We start from the raw sequence: 20,179 nt of genomic DNA, 5'->3' as shown, positions 1-20,179 counted from the left end.
GGAAGCTAAGCCTTTCAGCGCCGATGGTACTGCATGGGGGACCGTGTGGGAGAGTAGGACGCCGCCGAACTAAATTTAAGAAAAGCTCCAGTGTTTGAACCTCGGTTCAGGCACTGGAGCTTTTCTGTTTTCCCGGAGAGGTACGGGGCTTCATGCCGGGTTAACGTCCTGCCGCCACCCTCTGCGGGTATGGGCACAGAGACGGGTACAGCAAACCTGCTGGCAGCGGCCGGCGTCGGCTTCGGTGACGAGGTCATCGTCTCCGCGTACGGGACCACCGAAGCCGCCGAGGCCGTACGAGCCGTCGGAGCGAGGCCGGTGTTCGCGGACATCGACCCCGCTACCTACTGCCTCGCGCCGGCCTCCGTCGCCGAGGCGATCACGGAACGGACCGCCGCCATCGTCCCCACCGACCTCTTCGGCCACCCCGCCGATCTGACGGCCCTTCAAGCCCTCGCCGGCACGCGCCCCTTGCCCGTCATCCCGCACCGCGACCGGCGGCCCGATGGATCCGCCGAATCCGTCGAACCCGCGGAAGCGCTCCAGCGGCACCGGTCGAACGCCGCCTACCTGGACGGCAGGCTGACCGGCGTCCTCACCCCCCGTACCGCGCCCGGCGTCGAGCACCGCTACCACGCCTACGTCGTCCGCGTCCCGGGCAATGGACGTCCCGACCGCGACGCCTTCGCCCGGGCCCTGCGGGCGCGCGGTGTGCGGTGCTCCGTGCCCGTCACCACGCCCGTGCACCGGACGCCGGCGTACGCGCCGGACGGCTACGGGCCGGACGTGCGTCTTCCCGAAACCGAGCGGGCCGCGGAGCAGTGCCTGGCCCTGCCCGTCGACGCCGGGATGACGCGCCGCGAATTGCGCCAAGTCGTCTCCGCCTGCAACGCGTTGGGCGGGCTGCTGCCCTACGTCGCCGCCGCCTAGCCGGCGGACCGGCGCCGCGGCGGGCGGGGGAGCGGGGGTCGGCGGCCGGGATGGTCAAAAGTACGTCCGAACATCCGGTATGCTTTATCTCGTTGCCGGCCCCAATAGCTCAGTCGGCAGAGCGTCTCCATGGTAAGGAGAAGGTCAACGGTTCGATTCCGTTTTGGGGCTCCATAAGAAAAGGCCCCCGCCAATCGGCGGGGGCCTTTTTCGTACCCCTCCCGGGCCCCGGCCGTTCAGTCGGCCGGCCGCTCCGGCAGCCGCATGGCCAGGATCGCCATGTCGTCCGACGGCGGCTCGGCCGCGAAGCGCTCCACCGCGCGGAGGACGCGCGCCGACACCGCGCCGGCGTTCAGACCCGTACACGTCGTGAGGACGTCGGCGAGGCCGTCGTCGCCCAGCATCCGGGAGCCCTCGCGGCGCTCGGTGACGCCGTCCGTGACGCACAGCAGGACGTCGCCCGGGTCCAGGGTGACCGACTGCTCGTACAGCTCCAGGTCGTCCATGACGCCCAGCAGCGGCTGCGGGTCGGCCGCCGCCTCCACCGTGCCGTCCGGGCGCAGCCGCAGCGGGAGCGGGTGGCCGGCGCAGACGACCTTGAGGAGGGCGCTGCCGTCCTCCTGCGGCCACAGCTCGCCGTAGAGCAGGGTGAGGAACCGGCTGCGGGCGCCCTCGTCCAGGATCGCCGCGTTGAGCCGCTCCAGGACCGCCGGGCCGCCGAAGCCCTCCCGGGCCAGCAGGCGCAGGGCGTGCCGGGCCAGGCCGGTGACGGCGGCGGCCTCGGGACCGGTGCCGCAGACGTCGCCGATGGCGAAGCCGTACGCGCCGTCGCGGATCGGGAAGAGGTCGTAGAAGTCGCCGCCGACCTCGTTGCCCTCGCCCGCCGCGCGGTAGATGACGTCGACCTCGACGCCCGGTACGTCCGGCAGGCCCGGGGGGAGGAGGCTGCGCTGGAGGCTCTGGCTGATGGCCGTGCGCTCGCTGTAGAGGCGGGCGTTGTCGAGGGCCAGGGCGGCCCGGCGGGAGAGGTCCTCGGCGAGCTCGACGATCTCCTGGCGGAAGTGGTCGTCGGTCGGCTTGCCGAGGGTGAGCATGCCGATCACGCGGTTGCGGGCCACGAGGGGCAGGACGACCGTCTCGCCGCCGACGGCCGCCGCCGTGGTGAGCGAGACACCGGGGGCGGGTGAGGACTCGGGGACGTCGGTGAGGCTCACGCTCCGCAGCGAGCTGCGCAGCGCCTCGGAGTGCGCGGCCCGGGCCGGGGCCGTCCAGATGCGGGCGCCCGGCGTGGGGACGGGGTCCGGCGGGGCGACCTTGGCCAGCAGGGCCTTGAGGCCGTCGATCAGGTCCTCGTCCTCATGCAGGACGTAGGAGAGCTCCGGCTCGGAGGACTGGTCGGCGATGGTGTAGACGGCGCACCAGGTGGCGAGGGTGGGGACGGTCATCTGGGCCATCAGGGCCAGCGTCTGGTCCCGGTCCAGGGTGCCGGCCAGCAGGTCGGAGGCCTCGACGAGGAAGGAGAGGGAGCCGCGGCGCAGCCGTTCCAGCTCGCCGAGGCGGGCGGACTCGACGGCGAGGGCGATGCGGTCGGCGGCGAACTGGAGGCGCAGCGCCTCCTCGTTGCCGTACCGGTGCGGGGCCTCGGCGGCGACGCCGAGGGAGCCGGTGAGGCGGCCCTCGACCTTGAGCGGGACGGTGACGACCGAGCGCAGGCCGGTGTCGGTGAGCAGGGGGACGGCGCCGGGGACGGCGTTGAGGTCGTCGTGGACGGAGGGGAGGCGGGCGGAGCCGTAGCGGCCGGTGCCGGCCTCGACCGGGACGCGGGCGAAGCGCTGCCGGGCGGAGGGCAGGCCGGTGGAGGCGCGGACTTCCAGCTCGGTCTCGTCGTCGGTGGCGAGGAGGAGGTAGGCGGCGTCGCCGTCGAGCATGTCGCGGGCGCGTTCGACGGTGCGCTGGAGCAGGCCGTCGAGGTCGTCGGGGGCGGGGGAGCCGATGAAGACCTCGAAGGGGTCGGCGGCGGTGCCGCGGTCCGTCGAGGCGTCGGCGCCGGAGGAGCGCGGCGGGCTGGCCAGGACGGCCCGCTCCTCGTCGCGGACCAGCAGGCAGACCGTCGAGGGCGCGCCCTCGTTGTCGCGGACGCGCAGGTGGGAGGCGTAGACGGGGATGACGCGGCCGTCGGCGCCCCTTATCCCGTACGAGCCCTCCCAGCGGGAGAGGCGGAGGGCTTCCGCGATGCCGGTGGAGGTGCCGGGGGTGTGGGGCCAGGCGGCGAGGTCGGCGAGGGGCTTGCCGGTGACCTGGTCGGCGGTGTAGCCGAAGAGGTGCGCGGCGTCGTCGTTCCAGGCGCTGATGCCGCCGGTGCCGTCGATCTGGATGACCGCGACGCGCACCCGGGGGTCGGCGACCGGCAGGGACTCGACGGGTAGGGCCGGGCCCGCCGAGCGGGTGCCGGCCGGCCGGTCGTCGAGGTCGAGGCGGAACCAGACCTTCTTCTGTGTGGCGCCGTATTCGACGCCCCAGCAGGCGGCGAGGGCGGTGCAGAGCATCAGCCCCCGGCCGCCCTCGCGGTCCACTCCGCCGAACTGGCGGGTGGGCGTCTGGAGCGGAAGTTCACGTTCGGGGTAACGGTCGCTGACCTCGATACGGACGCCCGCGTCCGTCCGGACACAGAGGACGTCGGCGGACGTGCCGGCGTGCACGACGGCGTTGGTGACCAGCTCGCTGGTGAGCACCACGGCGTCGTCGATGATGTCGGGGAATCCCCACCCCTGGAGGGTGTCCCGGACGAAGGCCCGGGCAGCGGCTACCGAACGCCCGACCGGCTCGAAGGTGGCGGCTGCCCGCGCGGTGATCACAGCACTCCCCATTGGCCTCTCATCGCTCCCCCGAGTCCTGTGCCCGATTCCCATGACGACGATTCGTCCGCCAGGCTAAACCGTCGGCAGCGGCGATGGGGAACGATGGGGGAACCGCGGGGAACGCGACGGCGGAATCCCGAAGGGAATGCGGGAGCCGGAACCGTACGCGCTTTCCCCTGGGAATGGGGGGAGCGAGGGGGCCGGGAAGCGTCCGGGGGCGGTGTGGTCTGCGGAGACGGCTTCTGGGTAGGGGGTGTGGAGGAAGAGGAAAGTGCCGCCGGGATGTGCGGGTTCCGTCGAAGCTCCGGTACGGCCAGGGTCAGGTTTTCCTGTTCATCTTTAACGAGCTGTCCCGTCACCTGGTTACGCTCTGACGGGCAGCCGCCCCGGTGCGCCTCAGTGAAACACTGGGAAAGCTGGAAGCGAAAACCCCTACGAGGATCAGCGACCCTGCGGGAGGGACACGGTGGAGTCTGGCGGAGCGACGCGGGGCACGAGCACGCGCGCGAAGGGCGGACGGTCCCGGCCCCAGGGGACGACGGAGGTGGACAGCGCCGCGCTGCACCGCCTGCTGGGGGCGCTGGAGGCGATGCGGGACGGGAACTTCCGCCGCCGTCTGACGATCTCCGGGGACGGGGTGATGTCCGAGATCGCGGCCGTCTTCAACGAGGTCGCGGACCGGAATCTGCAGCTCACGGGCGAGCTGGCGCGGGTGCGCCGGGTCGTCGGGCGGGAGGGCAAGCTCACCGAGCGGCTGGAGGTCGGCTCCTGCGAGGGGGCCTGGGCCGCGGCGATCGACGCCTCCAACGCGCTGGTCGACGACCTGGTGCGGCCGGTGTCGGAGGTCGGGCGGGTGCTGTCGGCGGTGGCCGAGGGCGACCTGGACCAGCGGATGGACCTGCGGTCGCACGGCGCCGACGGCTCGGCGCACCCGCTGCGCGGCGAGTTCCTCAAGGTGGGGCGGACGGTCAACGGGCTGGTGGACCAGCTCTCCGCGTTCACCGACGAGGTGACGCGGGTGGCCAGCGAGGTCGGCACCGAGGGCAAGCTCGGCGGGCAGGCGCGGGTGCGCGGGATGTCGGGTTCGTGGAAGGACCTCACGGACTCCGTCAACACCATGGCGTCCCGGCTGACCGCTCAGGTGCGTGACATCGCGCTGGTGACGACGGCGGTCGCGAAGGGCGATCTGTCCCGGAAGGTCACGGTGCACGTGGCCGGGGAGATGCTGGAGCTGAAGAACACCGTCAACACGATGGTGGACCAGCTGTCGTCCTTCGCCTCGGAGGTCACGCGCGTGGCCCGGGAGGTGGGCACGGAGGGCGAGCTCGGCGGCCAGGCGCAGGTGCCGGGTGTCGCGGGGGTCTGGAAGGACCTCACCGACTCGGTCAACCTGATGGCCGGGAACCTCACCGCCCAGGTGCGCGGCATCGCGCAGGTCACCACCGCGGTCGCCAACGGCGATCTGTCGCAGAAGGTGACGGTGAGCGCGCGCGGCGAGATCGCGCAGCTCGCCGAGACCATCAACCAGATGACGGAGACGCTGCGCACGTTCGCCGACGAGGTGACGCGCGTGGCGAGCGAGATCGGTGCCGAGGGGCTGCTGGGCGGCCAGGCGCAGGTGCCCGGCGCGGCCGGGACGTGGAAGGACCTCACCGACTCCGTCAACACGGCGTTCCGGAACCTCACCGGACAGGTGCGGGACATCGCGCAGGTGACGACGGCGGTCGCCAACGGCGATCTGGGCCAGAAGGTCACCGTCGACGTCTCCGGCGAGATGCTGGAGCTCAAGAACACCGTCAACTCGATGGTCGACCAGCTCCAGTCCTTCAGCGCCGAAGTGACGCGTGTGGCGCGGGAGATCGGTGTCGAGGGCGAGCTCGGTGGTCAGGCGCAGGTGCCGGGGGCGGCGGGGACGTGGAAGGACCTCACGGACTCCGTCAACACGGCGTTCCGGAACCTCACCGGACAGGTGCGCAATATCGCGCAGGTGACCACGGCGGTCGCCAACGGCGACCTCGGGCAGAAGGTCACCGTCGAAGTGTCCGGCGAGATGCTCCAGTTGAAGAACACCGTCAACACGATGGTGGATCAGCTGTCGTCGTTCGCGGACCAGGTGACCCGGATGGCGCGGGACGTGGGCACCGAGGGGCGGCTCGGCGGGCAGGCCCGGGTGGACGGCGTCAGCGGCACCTGGAAGGAGCTGACCGACTCCGTCAACTTCATGGCGGGCAACCTCACCTCCCAGGTGCGGCAGATCGCCCAGGTGACCACGGCCGTGGCGCGCGGCGACCTCTCCCAGAAGATCGACGTCGACGCGCGCGGCGAGATCCTGGAGCTCAAGAACACCATCAACACCATGGTCGACCAGCTCTCGGCCTTCGCCGACCAGGTCACGCGGGTGGCCCGGGAGGTCGGTACGGAGGGCCGGCTGGGCGGGCAGGCGCAGGTGCCGGGCGTCGCGGGCGTCTGGCGGGACCTCACCGACTCCGTCAACGGCATGGCCGGCAACCTGACGGCGCAGGTGCGGAACATCGCCCAGGTCGCGACGGCGGTGGCGCGCGGCGACCTGTCGCAGAAGATCGACGTGGACGCGCGGGGCGAGATCCTGGAGCTGAAGAACACCCTCAACACGATGGTGGACCAGCTCTCCTCGTTCGCCGAGCAGGTGACGAGGGTGGCCCGGGAGGTCGGCACCGAGGGCATCCTGGGCGGCCAGGCCGAGGTGAAGGGGGTCTCGGGCACCTGGAAGGACCTCACCCAGTCCGTCAACTTCATGGCCAACAACCTGACGTCCCAGGTGCGGAACATCGCCGAGGTGACGACGGCGGTGGCCATGGGCGACCTCTCGAAGAAGATCACGGTCGATGCCAAGGGCGAGATCCTGGAGCTGGTCACGACCGTCAACACCATGGTCGACCAGCTGTCGGACTTCGCCGAGCAGGTGACCCGGGTGGCCCGCGAGGTGGGCACCGAGGGCCAGCTGGGCGGCCAGGCGCGGGTCCGGGACGTGACCGGCATCTGGAAGGACCTCACCGACAACGTCAACCTGATGGCCAACAACCTGACCAGTCAGGTGCGCAACATCTCCCAGGTGGCCGGCGCGGTCGCCAACGGCGATCTCACCAAGAAGATCACCGTGGAGGCGCGGGGCGAGGTCGCGCAGCTCGCCGACACCGTCAACACCATGGTGACCACGCTGTCGTCGTTCGCCGACGAGGTGACGCGGGTGGCGCGGGAGGTCGGTACGGAGGGCCGGCTGGGCGGCCAGGCGCGGGTGCCGGGCGTCAGCGGCACCTGGAAGGATCTCACCGAGTCGGTGAACTCGATGGCGTCGAACCTCACCGGCCAGGTGCGGAACATCGCGATGGTCACGACCGCCATCGCCCAGGGCGACCTCACCAAGAAGATCGACATCGACGCCCGGGGCGAGATCCTCCAGCTGAAGACGACCATCAACACGATGGTCGACCAGCTGTCGTCGTTCGCCGACCAGGTCACCCGGGTGGCCCGGGAAGTGGGCACGGAGGGGCAGCTGGGCGGTCAGGCGCGGGTGCGCGACGTGGACGGCACCTGGCGCGACCTCACCGAGTCCGTCAACGAGATGGCCGGCAACCTGACCCGGCAGGTCCGCGCGATCGCCAAGGTGGCCACGGCGGTGACCCGCGGCGACCTCAACATGCGGATCAACGTGGACGCGGCGGGCGAGATCCTGGAGCTCCAGGACAACATCAACACGATGATCGCCAACCTGCGCGAGACCACCCTGGCCAACAACGAACAGGACTGGCTCAAGGGCAACCTGGCCCGTATCTCCGGCCTGATGCAGGGCCGCCGGGACCTGGAGGACGTCGCGCAGCTCATCATGAGCGAGCTGACGCCCGTCGTGGACGCCCAGCACGGCGCCTTCTTCCTGGCGATGCCGGCCGCCGAGGGGGAGAGCGGCGAGGACGCGTACGAGCTGCGGATGCTCGGCTCGTACGGCTACTCCATGGGCTCGATGCCGACCTCCTTCCGGCCCGGCGAGTCGCTGATCGGCACGGCGGCCAAGGAGAAGCGCACGATCCTGGTGGAGAACGTGCCCTCCGGCTATCTGAAGATCGCCTCCGGGCTGGGGGAGGCACCGCCCGCGCACGTCATCGTGCTGCCGGTGCTGTTCGAGGGGCAGGTGCTCGGCGTCATCGAGCTGGCCTCGTTCCAGCGGTTCGCGCAGATCCAGAAGGACTTCCTCAGCCAGATCGCCGAGATGATCGGCACCAGCGTCAACACCATCAGCGTCAACACCAAGACGGAGATGCTGCTCAAGCAGTCGCAGGAGCTCACCGAGCAGTTGCGCGAGCGGTCGGCGGAGCTGGAGAACCGGCAGAAGGCGCTGGAGATCTCCAACGCCGAGCTGGAGGAGAAGTCCGAGCGGCTGGCCCGGCAGAACCGGGACATCGAGGTCAAGAACACCGAGATCGAGGAGGCCCGGCAGGTGCTGGAGGAGCGGGCCGAGCAGCTCGCGGTCTCCATGCGCTACAAGTCCGAGTTCCTCGCCAACATGTCGCACGAGCTGCGCACCCCGCTCAACTCGCTGCTGATCCTGGCCAAGCTGCTGGCGGACAACGCGGACGGCAACCTCTCGCCGAAGCAGGTGGAGTTCGCCGAGACGATCCACGGCGCCGGCTCCGACCTGCTCCAGCTGATCAACGACATCCTCGACCTGTCGAAGGTCGAGGCGGGCAAGATGGACGTCAGCCCGACCCGGATCGCCCTGGTGCAGCTCGTCGACTACGTGGAGGCCACCTTCCGGCCGCTGACGGCGGAGAAGGGGCTGGACTTCTCGGTCCGGGTCTCGCCCGAGCTCCCGGCCACCCTGCACACCGACGAGCAGCGCCTGCTCCAAGTGCTGCGCAACCTGCTGTCGAACGCGGTCAAGTTCACCGACACCGGAGCCGTCGAGCTGGTCATCAGGCCGGCCGGCGCGGACGTGCCCGACTCGATCCGGGAGCAGTTGCTGGAGGCGGGGGCGCTGCGCGACCCGGACGGCGAGCTGATCGCCTTCTCGGTGACGGACACCGGCATCGGCATCGCGGCCAGCAAGATGCGCGTCATCTTCGAGGCGTTCAAGCAGGCCGACGGCACGACCAGCCGCAAGTACGGCGGCACCGGGCTCGGCCTGTCGATCAGCCGGGAGATCGCCCGGCTGCTGGGCGGCGAGATCCACGCGGCGAGCGAGCCGGGCCGGGGGTCCACCTTCACCCTCTACCTGCCGCTCGACGCCGCCGAGCCGGCGGCCGAGGGCTTCCCGCAGCTCACCGGCGGGGAGAGCACCGAGCAGCGGGCGCTGCCGCCGGGCGGCGGGCAGGCCGCGCGGGCGCACGGCGACGAGCCGCCGGCGCGCGGAGCGGCCGGGCTGTTCCTGCGCCGCCGCCGGGCCGCGCAGGCGGCCGCGGGCCGGACGGCCGCCGGCCGCGAGGCCGGGCCCGCCGGGGCGCAGGCGCCGTCCGGGCCCGACGCGGCGGGCGGTGTGGGCGCGCAGCGGCAGCCGGTGGCGCCCGCGCCGCACGAGGAGTGGGCCGACGAGGGGCGGACTGGGGAGACCCCCGGGTTCACCGGTTCGTTCCACGGGGAGAAGGTGCTGATCGTCGACGACGACATCCGTAACGTCTTCGCCCTCACCAGCGTGCTGGAGCAGTACGGGCTGACGGTGCTCTACGCGGAGAACGGGCGCGAGGGCATCGAGGTGCTGGAGCAGCACGACGATGTCGTGGTGGTCCTGATGGACATCATGATGCCGGAGATGGACGGGTACGCGACCACGTCGGCGATCCGCAAGATGCCGCAGTTCGCCGAGCTGCCGATCATCGCGCTCACCGCGAAGGCGATGAAGGGCGACCGGGAGAAGAGCATCGAGGCCGGGGCGTCGGACTACGTGACCAAGCCGGTCGACACTGATCAACTGTTGACGGTGATGAAGCAGTACATGAGCGCAGAGTGACGGCCTCCGGATCGTTCCTCCCCGTTTTCTTGACCGGGAGTGGCCGAAGACGTGTGGGACCGCGGCATTCCGGGAACTTTCACGTCCCGTGCCGCGTTTCCGCTACGTGCACAGTGACATCGCGGTGACAGGGTGTGGTGACAGGCGGGGTGCGGCTACCATGACCGGCACAAGGACGGGCGGCGCAAGGGAGTCGTCCCCTGGGGCGGCGCCCGGTGCACTTCCGGGGCGAGGAGGACGGGCCATGGTGCAGAAGGCCAAGATCCTCCTGGTCGATGACCGGCCGGAAAATCTGCTCGCGCTGGAGGCGATCCTCTCGGCGCTCGATCAGACACTGGTGCGGGCATCGTCAGGGGAGGAGGCGCTCAAGGCGCTGCTGACGGACGACTTCGCGGTGATCCTGCTGGACGTCCAGATGCCCGGCATGGACGGGTTCGAGACCGCGGCGCACATCAAGCGCCGGGAGCGGACGCGGGACATCCCGATCATCTTCCTCACGGCCATCAACCACGGCCCGCACCACACCTTCCGCGGCTACGCGGCCGGCGCGGTGGACTACATCTCCAAGCCGTTCGACCCCTGGGTGCTGCGCGCGAAGGTCTCCGTCTTCGTCGAGCTCTACATGAAGAACTGCCAGCTCCGGGAGCAGGCCGCCCTGCTGCGCCTGCAGATGGAGAACGGCCAGGGCGCCGGCCGCCCCGCCGTCGGCGAACCCCCGGAGACCGCCGGGCTGCTCGCCGAGCTCTCGGCGCGGCTCGCCGCCGTCGAGGAGCAGGCCGAGGCGCTCTCCAAACAGCTGGACGAGTCGGCCGACGCCGCGGCCGTCGCCACCGCCGCCCACCTGGAGCGCAAGCTCAACGGGCTGCGGCGGGCCCTCGACGCCCTGGAGCCCGGCACCGGCAGCAGCGTGCCGCCGGTGGCCTCGCAGAGCTGACCGCCGGCCGCCGGGGGCCGTCGCGCGATTGACGGCGTGTCAGCCCCGTCGTCATCCGGCCATGACACGAACGGACGAACGGCCGGGCCCACGTGTCCCGTCCGCCCGGCAACGGTAACCTCGGCACCATGGCCTCACGTACGTCCGGCAAGGGTTCCCAGAGCACGGCGGGCACCAGGCAGCGCACCGGACGCGCCGGGGGAGCCGCCGCCAAGCCGCCCGCCAAGAAGAGCGCGGCCAAGCCCGTACAGAAGCGGCCCGCCGCCCGGCCGGCGCGCAAGGCCCCCGCCAAGAAGGCGGCGCCGCCCCGCCCGTCCGTGGCCGGCCGCGCCGGGCGCGGCCTGGCGCACGGCGTCGGCGCCCTCTTCCGGGGCGTGGGCCGCGGCGCCCGCAGCCTGGACCCCGCGCACCGCAAGGACGGCGCGGCGCTGCTCCTCCTCGCTCTCGCCCTGGTCGTCGCCGCGGGCACGTGGTCCGGGCTTGAGGGGCCGGTCGGCGAGCTGGTGCGGATGCTGGTCACCGGGGCGTTCGGACGGCTGGACCTGGTCGTGCCGATACTCCTGGGCATCGTCGCGATCCGGCTGTTCCGCCACCCCGAGCGGCCCGAGGCCAACGGACGGATCGTCATCGGCCTGTCGGCGCTGGTCCTCGGCGTGCTCGGCCAGGTGCACGTGGCCTGCGGCACGCCCGGCCGCGGCGAGGGGTCGCAGGCCCTGCAGGACGCCGGCGGCCTCATCGGCTGGGCCGCCTCCAAACCCCTGGTCTTCACCGTCGGCGACGTCCTCGCCGTACCGCTGCTGGTGCTGCTCACCGTCTTCGGCCTGCTGGTGGTCACGGCCACGCCCGTGAACGCCATCCCGCGGCGGCTGCGGCAGCTCGGCATACGGCTCGGGGTGATCGAGCCGTACGCCGACGAGTACCCGGCGGCGGCCGAGGACGGCTACGACGCCGAGTGGCGCGAGCCGCCGGCCAAGCGCCCCCGCCGCGCGGCCGGAAGCCGGGCCGCCGCGGCGGAGGGCGTCGAGGCCGCCGAGGAGGCCGCGCTCGAAGGGCGCAAGCGCGCCCGGAAGACGCCCGCCCGCAAGACCGGGCCCGACGCCGTGGACCTCGCGGCCGCCGCCGCGGTCGACCTCGACGGCGCCGTACTGCACGGCGTCCAGCCCTCGCCGCTCGTCGCGGGGCTCAGCAGCGGCATCCGGCAGGACACCGAGCAGACGCTCCCCATGCCCGCCGGCCGGTCCGACACCGCGCCCACCGTGGCGGTGCCGGACCTCACCAAGCCCGCGCCCGAGCCGCCCGCCGGCCTCCCCCCGCGCGCCGAACAGCTCCAGCTCGCCGGGGACATCACCTACGCCCTGCCCTCCCTCGACCTGCTGGAGCGCGGCGGGCCGGGCAAGGCGCGCAGCGCCGCCAACGACGCCATAGTGGCCGCCCTGACCACCGTCTTCGCCGAGTTCAAGGTGGACGCGGCCGTCACCGGCTTCACCCGCGGCCCGACGGTCACCCGGTACGAGGTCGAGCTCGGCCCGGCGGTCAAGGTCGAGCGCATCACCGCCCTCACCAAGAACATCGCCTACGCCGTGGCCAGCCCCGACGTGCGGATCATCAGCCCGATCCCCGGCAAGTCCGCCGTCGGCATCGAGATCCCCAACACCGACCGCGAGATGGTCAACCTGGGCGACGTGCTGCGGCTGGCGGAGGCGGCCGGCGACGACCACCCGATGCTCGTGGCGCTCGGCAAGGACGTCGAGGGCGGCTACGTGACGGCCAATCTGACGAAGATGCCGCACGTCCTGGTCGCCGGCGCCACCGGTTCCGGCAAGTCGTCCTGCATCAACTGCCTCATCACCTCGCTGATGGTGCGGGCCACCCCGGAAGAGGTCCGGATGGTGCTGGTCGACCCCAAGCGCGTCGAACTGACCGCCTACGAGGGCATCCCGCACCTCATCACGCCGATCATCACCAACCCCAAGCGGGCGGCGGAGGCCCTGCAGTGGGTCGTGCGCGAGATGGATCTGCGCTACGACGACCTGGCCGCCTACGGCTTCCGGCACATCGACGACTTCAACGCGGCGGTGCGGGAGGGCCGGATCACGCCGCCCGAGGGCAGCGGGCGGGAGCTCTCCCCCTACCCGTACCTGCTGGTCATCGTGGACGAGCTCGCCGACCTGATGATGGTGGCGCCGCGCGACGTCGAGGACTCCATCGTCCGCATCACCCAGCTCGCCCGGGCCGCCGGCATCCACCTGGTGCTGGCCACCCAGCGGCCCTCCGTGGACGTCGTCACCGGCCTGATCAAGGCCAACGTCCCGTCCCGCCTCGCCTTCGCCACCTCCTCGCTCGCCGACAGCCGCGTCATCCTCGACCAGCCCGGCGCCGAGAAGCTGATCGGCAAGGGCGACGGCCTCTTCCTGCCGATGGGCGCCAACAAGCCGGTCCGGCTCCAGGGCGCCTTCGTCAGCGAGGCCGAGGTCGCCGCCGTCGTCAAGCACTGCAAGGACCAGATGGCGCCGGTCTTCCGCGACGACGTCACCGTCGGCAGCGCCCGGAAGAAGGAGATCGACGAGGACATCGGCGACGACCTCGACCTGCTGTGCCAGGCCGCCGAGCTGGTGGTCTCCACGCAGTTCGGCTCGACCTCGATGCTCCAGCGCAAACTGCGTGTGGGATTCGCCAAGGCGGGCAGGCTCATGGACCTGATGGAGTCGCGCAACATCGTGGGCCCGAGCGAGGGGTCGAAGGCCCGGGACGTGCTCGTCAAGCCGGACGAGCTGGACGGAGTCCTCGCACTGATCCGCGGGGAGACCGCGGGCTGACGGCCGGCCGGGGCGGGCGTGCCGCTCCCGGCCGACGCCCCTTCCCCGGGTGTCCCCGGGGTGTTCCCCGGCGTTTCCCGGGGCCCGCGCGGCGCCCGCGGGAAGGAGGGACGATGTGCCGCGGCCGGTACGGCAGAGCCGCCTGAGGCCCGGGTCTTCTGATGGCCTACAAAGACCGGCTTCCCGCTTGCCGGACCCTTTTGCGTCCCCCCTAGACTGAACTTCCAGCAGGTGGCTGCACGCTCGAAAGGCGCCCACGTGTCCATCGGCAACTCACCCCCGGAAGACGACCGGCCGTCCGTCGGCCGAGCTCTCCAGCAGGCCCGGATCCAGGCCGGGCTGACCGTCGACCAGATCAGCACGACGACCCGCGTGCGCATCCCGATCGTGCACGCGATCGAACAGGACGACTTCTCCCGCTGCGGCGGGCACGTCTACGCCCGAGGACATATCCGCACGCTGGCGCGCGCCGCCGGCCTCGACCCCGCCCACCTCGTCGAGCAGTACGACGCCGAGCACGGCGGGCGCCCCCGGCCGAGCCGGGCGGCCCCGGTCTTCGAGGCGGAACGGATCCGGCCCGAGCCGCGGCGGCCCAACTGGACCGCCGCCATGGTCGCGGCGATCGTCGCGGTCGTCGGCTTCGTCGGCTTCACCCTCTTCAGCGGCGGCACGGGCGGCGGCCGGGACGACGCGGTCGAGGCCGGCCAGGCGACGGCCAAGCCGTCCCGGGCCCCCGCGAAGGCCCCGCCGAACCGCCCGGCCGACGCCAAGCCCGAACCGTCCGACAGCGCCATCGCCGGCGCCCCCGCCAACAAGGTCACCGTCAAGCTCACCGCCGAGCGCGACCAGACCTGGATGTCGGCGAAGGACCACAACGGCAAGCTGCTGGAGGAAGGCGTCCTCCAGCGCGGGGCCTCCAAGACCTTCACCGACAGCAACCGCATCGACCTGGTCCTGGGCAATGCCGGGGCCGTCCAGCTGTTCGTCAACGGCAAGGAGATCAAGAACGTCGGGGACGACGGCCAGGTGCAGCGGCTGAGCTACACCAAGGGCGACCCGGCGTCCGGCTGACCGGCGGATTCCCGGCCCGGGGCGGCACACCCCGTCCCGGCCGGGGAGCCGGTGGGTGACCAGGCTCTCCGCACCGGGCGGCCACTCGGCAACGGAAGCGGCGTCCGGACAAAGTAGGCTGAGCCCCATGCCCGAACGCCGTACCGTCGCTCTTGTCACACTTGGCTGCGCCCGTAACGAGGTGGACTCGGAGGAGCTGGCAGGCCGTCTGGCGGCGGACGGCTGGGACCTCGTCGAGGACGCCGCCGACGCCGACGTGGCCGTCGTCAACACCTGCGGCTTCGTCGAAGCCGCCAAGAAGGACTCCGTCGACGCCCTCCTGGAGGCCAACGATCTGAAGGATCACGGCCGCACCCAGGCCGTGGTCGCCGTCGGCTGCATGGCCGAGCGGTACGGCAAGGAGCTGGCCGAGGCCCTGCCCGAGGCCGACGGCGTGCTCGGCTTCGACGACTACGCCGACATCTCCGACCGGCTCCAGACCATCCTCTCGGGCGGCGTCCACGCCTCCCACACCCCCCGCGACCGCCGGAAGCTGCTGCCGATCAGCCCCGCCGCGCGGCAGGGCGCCTCCGTGGCGCTCCCCGGCCACGCGCAGGAAGCCCCCGCGCCGGCCCCCGAGGACCTGCCCGAGGGCGTCGCCCCGGCCTCCGGGCCGCGCGCGCCGCTGCGCCGCAGGCTCGGCACCAGCCCGGTCGCCTCGGTCAAGCTGGCCTCCGGCTGCGACCGCCGCTGCTCCTTCTGCGCCATCCCCTCCTTCCGCGGCTCCTTCGTCTCCCGGCGTCCCTCGGACGTGCTGGGCGAGGCCCGCTGGCTCGCCGAGCAGGGCGTGAAGGAGGTCATGCTGGTCTCCGAGAACAACACCTCGTACGGCAAGGACCTGGGCGACATCCGGCTGCTGGAGACGCTGCTGCCGGAGATCGCGGCGGTGGACGGCCTGGAGCGGGTCCGCGTCAGCTACCTCCAGCCCGCCGAGATGCGGCCGGGGCTGATCGACGTCCTGACCTCGACCGAGAAGGTCGTCCCCTACTTCGACCTGTCGTTCCAGCACTCGGCGCCCGGCGTGCTCCGGGCGATGCGGCGCTTCGGCGACACCGAGCGCTTCCTGGAACTGCTGGACACCATCCGCTCCAAGGCGCCGCTGGCCGGCGCCCGGTCCAACTTCATCGTCGGCTTCCCCGGCGAGACCGAGGAGGACGTCGCCGAGCTGGAGCGCTTCCTGACCGCCGCCCGGCTCGACGCCATCGGCGTCTTCGGCTACTCCGACGAGGACGGCACCGAGGCGGCCGGCTACGAGCACAAGAACCACCCCGACGTCGTCGCCGAGCGGCTGGCGCGCGTCTCGCGGCTGGCCGAGGAGCTGACCGCGCAGCGCGCCGAGGAGCGGATCGGAGAGACAATCGAGGTACTGGTCGAGCACGTCGACGACGAGGACGGAGTCATCGGCCGGGCCGCTCACCAGGCGCCCGAGACCGACGGCCAGGTCAGGCTGCTGATCGAGGGCCTGGACAGCCCGCCGGTGCCCGGACGTATGGTCGTGGCCACGGTCGTGGCGAGCGAGGGCGTCGACCTCGTCGCTGAGCCGGTCCGAGACGGCGGACGTACCGAGGAGGCGGGCAGATGAGCGGAGTCCCGGCATCGGCCGCGGGCCGTCCCGCCCCGGCGCCGGGCGTGCGGCGGGTCAGGCTGTGGAACATCGCCAACATCCTGACCATGGGGCGCCTGTTCCTGGTGCCCGGTTTCGTGCTGCTGATGCTCCACAACGGCGGGTACGACCCGGCCTGGCGGTCGTTCGCCTGGGCCGCGTTCGCCATCGCCATGATCACCGACCTGTTCGACGGGCACCTGGCCCGGACGTACAACCTGGTCACCGACTTCGGCAAGATCGCCGACCCGATCGCCGACAAGGCGATCATGGGGGCGGCGCTGCTCTGCCTCTCCGCCCTCGACGACCTGCCCTGGTGGGTCACCGGCGTGATCCTCGCCCGCGAGATCGGCATCACGCTGATGCGGTTCTGGGTGATCAAGCACGGGGTGATCCCGGCCAGCCGCGGCGGCAAGATGAAGACGCTCGCGCAGGGCGTGGCCACGGGGATGTACATCCTGGCCCTGGAAGGGCCGCTGGCCACCATCCGCTTCTGGGTGATGGCGGTGGCCGTCGTCTTGACGGTCGTCACCGGCCTGGACTACGTACGACAGGCGATCGTGCTGCGCGCGAACGCCCGGGCCGCGGAGTCCGGACGGTGAGCGCCGGGGCCCCGCGGGAGGCGGAGCGGGCCCTGGCCGCGCTGGTCGCCCGGGGCCGGACGGTGGCCGTCGCCGAGTCGCTGACCGGCGGGCTGACGGCCGCCGCGCTGACCGCCGTCCCCGGCGCCTCCCGCGTAGTCCGCGGCGGGGTCACCGCGTACGCCACGGAGGTCAAGCGCGAGGTGCTCGGCGTGGACGGCGGGCTGCTGGCCGAGCGCGGTGCGGTGGACCCCGACGTCGCCCTGGGGATGGCCCGGGGGGTCCGCACGCTGCTGGCGGCGGACTGGGGTCTCGCCACGACCGGAGTCGCCGGCCCCGACCCGCAGGACGGCAGACCCGTGGGCACGGTGTTCGTCGCCGCGGCCGGCCCGGACGGGACGTGCGCGGTGCGCGAGCTCGCCCTCGACGGCGGCAGGGAAGCGATCCGGACAGAAACCGTGCGCGCGGTTCTCGGCCTGCTGCTGGACGAATTGACGGGGAACGCGGGGGCAAAGGATACGGAACACAAGGGGGGGAATGGATGTTTGCAGCCCTGAGTGAACACGACATAGCTCCCCGCACGGCCGCACCCCGAGGCGGTACGGTGGGGCGTGAAGGATCCGGATTCGCGGTCCAAGGAGGGAGCCACCGATGATTCTGCTCCGTCGCCTGCTCGGTGACGTGCTGCGTCGGCAGCGCCAACGCCAGGGCCGCACTCTGCGCGAGGTCTCCTCATCCGCCCGGGTCTCGCTCGGTTACCTCTCCGAGGTCGAGCGGGGGCAGAAAGAGGCGTCCTCCGAGCTTCTCTCCGCAATCTGCGACGCTCTGGACGTCAGGATGTCCGAGGTCATGCGTGAGGTGAGTGACGAGCTGTCGCTCGCCGAGCTGGCGCAGTCGGCGGCGGCGAGCGAGCCGGTACCCGCGCCGATGCGGCCGATGTTCAACCCCGTGTCCGTGACGTCCGTGACCGGCGTCCCGGGCGAGCGCGTGACCATCAAGGCACCCGCCGAGGCCGTCGACGTGGTCGCGGCGTAAAGCGGGCCGACGGGGCGGAGGCCTCTTCCGTCCGTCTTCCCCGTCCGTCTTCCGTTTTCTCGGTCCCCGTGGGCTCCGCCCGCGGGGACCGGTGCGTTTTCCGTCCGGGGCCGCGTTTCCGCCCAGAGCCGCGTTTTCCGCCCGGTGGTCGATGCCGGGCATTTCCGACCCGGCACCTTTTTCCGGCCCACCGGCCCGTTTCGAGTCGCTGTGGGATGGTAGGTGCAACGGAGGAAAGCGAAACGACGTCGACGGTGAAGGAGCAGCGCATGTCTGTCGTGAAGAGCCCTCTGTCCGAGCAGGACCGCAAGACCGTCGGTGACGCCCTCCAGGGAGCCCTGGTCGATCTGGTGGACCTCTCGCTCGTGGCCAAGCAGGTCCACTGGACGATCGTGGGCCCGCGCTTCCGCTCGGTGCACCTCCAGCTGGACGAGGTCGTCACCACGGCCCGCCAGCATGCCGACACCGTCGCCGAGCGTGCCTCCGCCCTCGGGATCGCCCCGGACGGCCGTGCCGAGACGGTGGCCAAGACCAGCGCCATCGACACCGTGGGCGGCGGCTGGAACAAGGACGTCGACGCGGTGCGCATCATGGTCGAGGCACTGGGCGCCGTGATCACCCGGATGCGCGAGCGTATCCGCGAGACCGACGAGCCGGACCCGGTGACGCAGGACATCCTCATCGGCCTTACGGGCGAGCTGGAGAAGCATCATTGGATGTTCCAGGCGGAGAACGCCTGAGGCCGGGTACGCGGCGGTGTTCCGCCGTTCCTCCCATTCCCCCCATTTCCCTACGAGGGCCCTCCGGCCTGGACGCCGGAGGGCCCTCGGGCTGTCCGGGCGCGGTAGCGGGGTGGTTGCCAACTCCCGTGCGGGATCGGGGCACAGGCGGTCCTCCGCCGTCGTCGCGCCGGCCTGTTCCGTACGAGCACTCCTTCGGTGGGTTTCACCGTACGGACCTGGTCGCCCATGGTTCCGACGAGGAGCATGGGTGCTCCCTCACCGCGTCCGTCCCGGACGGACGCCGCCGTGCGCCACGACGGGGCGGAGGGGCCGTCGACGCGGCCGACCAGCCGGCCGTCGACGGCGTCGGGGCCCGGACGCCGGAAGGGGATTCCATGCGAGCGCGTCTTCTCGCCAGGGCTTGTGCCGGCCTGGCCGCGGCCATCGGCTTCGGAAGTACTGGGGAATACACCGGGGCCCTGGACGGGCAGTTGGGCACCGGCGGTCGGCAGGCGTACCAGAGAGCGCTGCGGCACGACTGGGGCTACACCGGCGCGAACGACGGCACCGTCGGGAGCGGGACGGTGATGGCGTTGCAGCGTCAGATGCGGGACGCGGGGTGGGGGTACGGCGGGGCGGTCGACGGGGTCGCGGGGCCGGAGACCAGGGTCGCGTTCCAGCGGTTCGCCGACGCCTGCGTCAGCGTGTGCGGGCAGGGGGCCGCCGTCTGAGGTGAGGCCGGTGCGGGCACCGGCGGGATCCGGCGGAACGGGGGCGAATCCGGGTGAGGCGGTGGTGACGGGAATGCGAGGCCCTAACCTGAGACGCATGTCTGCCGACCCCGCGGACGGGACGTGTCCCGCCGAGGAGATCAACCGCGCCATCCGCGCGTTCCTGACCGACCGCGAGGGCCGGCCGCTGACTCCGGCCGAGCGGCGGCAGTACGAGCAGTTGCGGGCCCGGTGGCTGGAGGCCGTGCGGCGGCGCAGGGGCTGCGTGGCGCCCTGACGGCGGCGCGGCGCGGAGCCGGCCTGCCGGTCAGGCGTTCGAGTGTGGGGATCCCGTCGGGGGCCGCTCGGGTGGCGGGGTGCCGCCGGACGGGGTCTCCTGGGGGCATGGACGAGCACCCGGTGATTCGGTTCACGAACGAGCTCATGGTGGTGTCGGAGCTCGACCAGCGTGCCGCCGGCGCGTTCGTGCGCAGCGTCTACCAGGAGGGTGCGCGCGAGGGCGAGCAGCGGGTGATCGTCGAACTGCACCGCCGTGACCGCAGGATCGCGGAGCTGGAAGCGGAACTGGCACGGCTGCGCGGTGAGGACGCGGAGACGTCCGGCTGACGGGCGGCGCCCGGTGGGCGCTCCGTCGCGGGGACGCGGGTTCCGGCGTCCCGCCGAAGGAGGCGGCATGCTCTGGCGCGAGATTCGGCGCGATACCCGGCGCGAGATACGAAGGCGGCGTCCGCTCCTCCGGCTCCTGTCCGTCGCGATGGGCGGGGCGTGGTGGTGGGCGGTCTGCCGGCTGGTCGACGAACCGGAGCGGGCGGGCTCCGTGGAGGGGCTGGTGGTGACCGGGGGGTGGGGGTTGAGTCTGTTGCCCGTGCACTGTGTGCCGTG

Annotated in this window: 14 protein-coding genes, 1 tRNA gene, 1 rRNA gene and 1 pseudogene; 16 read left to right on the top strand and 1 reads right to left on the bottom strand. The window is 72.0% G+C overall.

Going from position 1 to position 20,179, the window contains the following annotated elements; translation table 11 throughout:
• From rrf to ACSNOK_RS16105, 3 genes are all read left to right on the top strand, one after another.
• Positions 1-70 (top strand): 5S ribosomal RNA (rrf, locus tag ACSNOK_RS16115); the annotation flags it as partial.
• Positions 71-189: 119 nt separating this feature from the next.
• Entirely contained in the window at positions 190-930 is a 741-nt protein-coding gene (locus tag ACSNOK_RS16110; protein ID WP_436781361.1) for a DegT/DnrJ/EryC1/StrS family aminotransferase, read from the top strand.
• Positions 931-1,028: 98 nt separating this feature from the next.
• A tRNA-Thr gene (locus ACSNOK_RS16105) sits at positions 1,029-1,104 on the top strand.
• 62 nt (positions 1,105-1,166) lie between these two features.
• Here ACSNOK_RS16105 and ACSNOK_RS16100 read toward each other — a convergent pair.
• On the bottom strand, positions 1,167-3,785 hold the full coding sequence (locus ACSNOK_RS16100) for a SpoIIE family protein phosphatase (RefSeq protein ID WP_436781362.1): 2,619 nt from the start codon (positions 3,783-3,785) through the stop codon (positions 1,167-1,169).
• A gap of 469 nt (positions 3,786-4,254) precedes the next feature.
• Here ACSNOK_RS16100 and ACSNOK_RS16095 point away from each other — a divergent pair, with 469 nt between their 5' ends.
• The 13 genes and pseudogenes from ACSNOK_RS16095 to ACSNOK_RS16035 form a co-directional block, all read left to right on the top strand.
• Positions 4,255-9,765, top strand: a complete 5,511-nt coding sequence (locus ACSNOK_RS16095) for a HAMP domain-containing protein (RefSeq protein WP_436781360.1) — start codon at positions 4,255-4,257, stop codon at positions 9,763-9,765.
• A gap of 244 nt (positions 9,766-10,009) precedes the next feature.
• Positions 10,010-10,699: a response regulator gene (locus tag ACSNOK_RS16090; RefSeq protein WP_436781359.1), complete on the top strand. Its 690-nt coding sequence runs from the start codon at positions 10,010-10,012 to the stop codon at positions 10,697-10,699.
• A gap of 128 nt (positions 10,700-10,827) precedes the next feature.
• The gene (locus ACSNOK_RS16085) at positions 10,828-13,515 is read left to right on the top strand and encodes a DNA translocase FtsK (RefSeq protein ID WP_436781358.1); all 2,688 of its coding nucleotides are present in this window, start codon (positions 10,828-10,830) and stop codon (positions 13,513-13,515) included.
• Positions 13,516-13,773: 258 nt separating this feature from the next.
• Positions 13,774-14,586 carry a helix-turn-helix domain-containing protein gene (locus ACSNOK_RS16080; protein ID WP_436781357.1) on the top strand — a complete coding sequence of 271 codons (813 nt, stop codon included), beginning with the start codon at positions 13,774-13,776 and terminating at the stop codon, positions 14,584-14,586.
• A 127-nt stretch (positions 14,587-14,713) separates the two neighbouring features.
• The gene (gene rimO / locus ACSNOK_RS16075; RefSeq protein WP_436781356.1) at positions 14,714-16,207 is read left to right on the top strand and encodes a 30S ribosomal protein S12 methylthiotransferase RimO; all 1,494 of its coding nucleotides are present in this window, start codon (positions 14,714-14,716) and stop codon (positions 16,205-16,207) included.
• Positions 16,204-16,830, top strand: coding sequence for a CDP-diacylglycerol--glycerol-3-phosphate 3-phosphatidyltransferase (gene pgsA / locus ACSNOK_RS16070; RefSeq protein WP_436781355.1), 627 nt, complete (start codon positions 16,204-16,206; stop codon positions 16,828-16,830). The genes rimO and pgsA overlap by 4 nt, the downstream gene beginning before the upstream one ends.
• The gene (locus ACSNOK_RS16065; protein ID WP_436781354.1) at positions 16,827-17,366 is read left to right on the top strand and encodes a CinA family protein; all 540 of its coding nucleotides are present in this window, start codon (positions 16,827-16,829) and stop codon (positions 17,364-17,366) included. The genes pgsA and ACSNOK_RS16065 overlap by 4 nt, the downstream gene beginning before the upstream one ends.
• Before the next feature lie 94 nt (positions 17,367-17,460).
• Positions 17,461-17,844, top strand: coding sequence for a helix-turn-helix domain-containing protein (locus tag ACSNOK_RS16060; protein WP_004955592.1), 384 nt, complete (start codon positions 17,461-17,463; stop codon positions 17,842-17,844).
• A gap of 269 nt (positions 17,845-18,113) precedes the next feature.
• A complete protein-coding gene (locus tag ACSNOK_RS16055; protein ID WP_436781353.1) occupies positions 18,114-18,584 on the top strand; it encodes a Dps family protein in 471 nt (156 codons plus the stop codon).
• A 377-nt stretch (positions 18,585-18,961) separates the two neighbouring features.
• Entirely contained in the window at positions 18,962-19,297 is a 336-nt protein-coding gene (locus tag ACSNOK_RS16050) for a hypothetical protein (protein ID WP_436781352.1), read from the top strand.
• A gap of 97 nt (positions 19,298-19,394) precedes the next feature.
• Entirely contained in the window at positions 19,395-19,574 is a 180-nt protein-coding gene (locus ACSNOK_RS16045) for a hypothetical protein (protein WP_436781351.1), read from the top strand.
• A gap of 107 nt (positions 19,575-19,681) precedes the next feature.
• Positions 19,682-19,903 (top strand): hypothetical protein, encoded by a 222-nt coding sequence (locus ACSNOK_RS16040; RefSeq protein ID WP_436781350.1) that lies wholly within the window; start codon positions 19,682-19,684, stop codon positions 19,901-19,903.
• Between the two features lie 67 nt (positions 19,904-19,970).
• Positions 19,971-20,179: pseudogene (locus tag ACSNOK_RS16035) on the top strand (hypothetical protein); the annotation flags it as partial.

This window comes from Streptomyces sp. URMC 126, from assembly GCF_051386555.1.
Taxonomy (GTDB): domain Bacteria; phylum Actinomycetota; class Actinomycetes; order Streptomycetales; family Streptomycetaceae; genus Streptomyces.
The sequence above is the reverse complement of the archived record's forward strand: the minus strand, read 5'-3'. Positions and strand labels throughout refer to the sequence as shown.